This window comes from Mycobacterium sp. SP-6446 (assembly GCF_001954045.1).
In the GTDB taxonomy this organism is placed as follows: Bacteria; Actinomycetota; Actinomycetes; order Mycobacteriales; family Mycobacteriaceae; genus Mycobacterium.
In genome coordinates this window covers 1-1568 of the sequence record NZ_MBEM01000145.1, presented here as the reverse complement: position 1 = coordinate 1568, position 1568 = coordinate 1, and the positions used below count along the sequence as shown (strand labels likewise).

At 65.7% G+C, this 1568-nt stretch carries 1 protein-coding gene; it reads right to left on the bottom strand.

Annotated elements, in window-relative coordinates; translation table 11 throughout:
• Window positions 1-1559: malate synthase G (locus A5736_RS13710; RefSeq protein ID WP_076246792.1), on the bottom strand; the 1559-nt coding region annotated here is incomplete at its 3' end.
• Window positions 1560-1568: the final 9 nt, after the last annotated feature.

Here is a 1568-nt window from a genome sequence, read left to right as displayed (position 1 = left end):
GTCATGGTCCACATGCCCTTGCCGATCTGGGCGTGGCCGGCGAAGCCGGCGGCCAGCCCGGTGTCGACGTTGTTGTCCTCGTAACCCAGGATCCACGGTTGGCTCTTCATGGTGCCCTTGCGCACCATGGGCCCGGCCTCCATCGAGGTGTGGATCTCGTCGCCGGTGCGGTCCAGGAAACCGGTGTTAATAAAAACGACACGATCCGCTACCGCCTTGATGCAGGCCTTCAGGTTCAGGGTGGTGCGCCGCTCCTCGTCCATGACGCCGACCTTCAGCGTGGTCTGCGGCAAACCCAGGACGTCTTCGACGCGGCTGAACAGCTCGGCGGTGAACGCGACCTCGTCGGGGCCGTGCATCTTCGGCTTGACGATGTAGATGGACCCGGTGCGGCTGTTCGTCAGCGGGCCATTGGCGTCGCTGGCCTTGAGGCCGTGTATCGCGCTCACACCGGTGAACAGCGCGTCCATGATGCCCTCGTACACCTCGTTGCCGTCGGCGTCGATGATCGCGTCGTTGGTCATCAGGTGCCCGACGTTGCGGACGAACAGCAGTGCGCGCCCGGGCAATACGAGCTCGCCGCCGTCGGGGGTGGTGTAGTGGCGATCCTGGTTGAGGACCCGGGTGAACGCCTCGCCGTCCTTGTCGACCTGCGCGGACAGGTCGCCCTTGTTCAGGCCCAGCCAGTTGCGGTACGCGGCGACCTTGTCGTCCGCGTCGACGGCGGAGACGGCGTCCTCGAAGTCGATGATGGTCGTCACCGCCGACTCGAGGACCACATCCTTGATCCCGGCCGCGTCGGTCTTGCCGATCGGCGACTCCGGGTCGATCAGGATCTCGATGTGCAGCCCGTGGTTGACCAGCAACACCGACCAATCGGGGGAACCCAGTTCGCCGCTGTATCCCACGAATTGCTCCGGCCGGGCCAGCCCGGTCGAATCCGGGCCGCTGGTGACCTTCAGCTGGCCGTCGTCGATGCTCACGCCCGTCGCTTCCGCCCACGAACCCGACGACAGCGGCACCGCCTCGTCGAGGAACCTGCGCGCGTAGGCGATCACCTTGTCGCCGCGGATCCTGTTGTAGCTGGTGCCCTGCTCGGCGCCGTCGGTTTCGGGGATGACGTCGGTGCCGTAGAGGGCGTCGTAGAGGGAACCCCAGCGGGCGTTGGCCGCGTTGAGCGCAAACCGCGCATTGGTCACCGGCACCACCAGCTGCGGGCCCGCGGTCGTGGTGATCTCGTCGTCGACACCGGAGGTGGTGATGCTGAAATCGGCGGGTTCGGGCTGCAGATAACCGATTTCGGCGAGGAACTCGCGGTACGCCTCGACGTCGATCGGCTCAATAACGCGGTGCCGGTGCCACTTGTCGATCTGGGCCTGCAGCTCGTCGCGCCGCCGCAGCAAATCCTGATTTTGCGGGGTGAGGTCGGTGACGACCTTGTCCACGCCGGCCCAGAAGCTGTCGGGGTCGATATCGGTGCCGGGAAGGGCCTCGTTGTTCACGAAGTCGTAGAGCACTCGGGCGACGCGCAAGTTCCCCACCGACACGCGATCAGTCATGTTTCTCCT